Here is a 1,592-nt window from a genome sequence, read left to right on the forward strand (position 1 = left end):
GGCGCCGGACAAGGCCGCCGACCCGATCATCGTGCACGCCGACGTAAGGCGCATGCTGCTGAGCATGAAAGCCATGACCGAGGGCGGCCGCGCGTTTGCCTGTTACGTCGGCCAGCAGCTGGACCTGGCCAAGTTCTCCGCCGACGCCGAGGAACGCCAGCAGGCCGACGCCCTGGTCGCCCTGCTCACCCCGCTGGCCAAGGCCTTCTTCACCGACATCGGCCTGGAAAGCTGCGTGCATGGCCAGCAGGTGTTCGGCGGCCACGGCTACATCCGCGAGTGGGGTCAGGAGCAATTGGTCCGCGACGTGCGCATCGCGCAGATCTACGAAGGCACCAACGGTATCCAGGCCCTCGACCTGCTCGGGCGCAAGGTGGTGGCCAACGGCGGTGCCGGGCTGCGCCAGTTCGCGGCCGAAATCCGCCACTTCGCCCACCAGCACGAAACACCCTATGGCAGCGAGCTGGTCACCGCCCTGGAACGCCTGGAAGCGGTCAGCGGCTGGCTGCTGGAACAAGCCAAGACGGATGCCAATGCGGTCGGCGCCGCCTCGGTGGAGTACCTGCACCTGTTCGGCTACGTCGCCTACGCCTACATGTGGGCGCGCATGGCGGCGGTGGCCGAGGCCAGGCGCGCCGATGACGAGGCCTTCTACAGTGGCAAGCTGGCCACTGCGGCCTTCTATTTCGCCCGCCTGCTACCGCGCACCCTGAGCCTGGAAGCCAGCATCCGCGCCGGCAGCGCGCCGCTGTATGGGCTGGGCGCCGAACAGTTCTGACCGAGCAGGCATTAGTTGAGCGTTTGCGCGGCGTCCCGCACCGAGACGTCGCGCTTTTTTATTCGAGCCGTAGGGTACGTGGGGCCGCCTAGGCCGTGCGCACCAGACAATATCGCCAGGCGCGCGCCTGCGAGGAAATCTTATGCGTGAAGTCGTCATAGTCGCCGCCACCCGCACCGCCGTTGGCAGCTTCCAGGGTTCACTGAGCCGCATCCCGGCGCCAGAGCTGGGCGCCGCGGTGATCCGCCGCCTGCTCGCCGACAGCGGCCTGCCCGCCGAGCAGCTCGACGAGGTGATCCTCGGTCAGGTGCTGACCGCCGGCGCCGGGCAGAATCCGGCGCGCCAGGCGGTGCTCAAGGCCGGCCTGCCGCACGGGGTGCCGGCCATGACCCTGAACAAGGTCTGCGGCTCCGGTCTCAAGGCCGTGATCCTCGCCGCCCAGGCGATCCGCTGCGGCGATGCCGAGGCGATCATCGCCGGCGGCCAGGAGAACATGAGCCTGTCGCCCTACGTCATGCCACAGGCGCGCAACGGCCTGCGCATGGGCCACGGACGGTTGCTCGACAGCATGATCCACGACGGCCTGTGGGATGCGTCCAACGACTACCACATGGGCATCACCGCGGAAAATCTGGTCGCGCGCTACGCCATAACCCGTGAAGAACAGGATGCCTTCGCCGCCCGTTCGCAACAGCGCGCCTGTGCCGCGATCGAAGCCGGGCGCTTCGCCGCGGAAATCACCCCGATCGAAATTCCCCAGCGCTATGCCGACAGCCTGCTGTTCCAGGAAGATGAACAACCCCGCGCCGACAGC

The 1,592-nt window shown here is 67.8% G+C and carries 2 protein-coding genes; both read left to right on the forward strand.

Features of this window, described 5'->3' with window-relative positions; translation table 11 throughout:
* The coding region (locus V6M57_RS09670; protein ID WP_332814780.1) for an acyl-CoA dehydrogenase C-terminal domain-containing protein at positions 1 to 778 on the forward strand (778 nt) is incomplete at its 5' end.
* 142 nt (positions 779 to 920) lie between these two features.
* A partial coding sequence (locus V6M57_RS09675) for a beta-ketoacyl synthase N-terminal-like domain-containing protein (protein WP_332814781.1) occupies positions 921 to 1,592 on the forward strand: 672 nt, incomplete at its 3' end.

The organism is Ramlibacter sp. (assembly GCF_036676645.1).
Taxonomy (GTDB): Bacteria; Pseudomonadota; Gammaproteobacteria; order Burkholderiales; family Burkholderiaceae_C; genus Ramlibacter.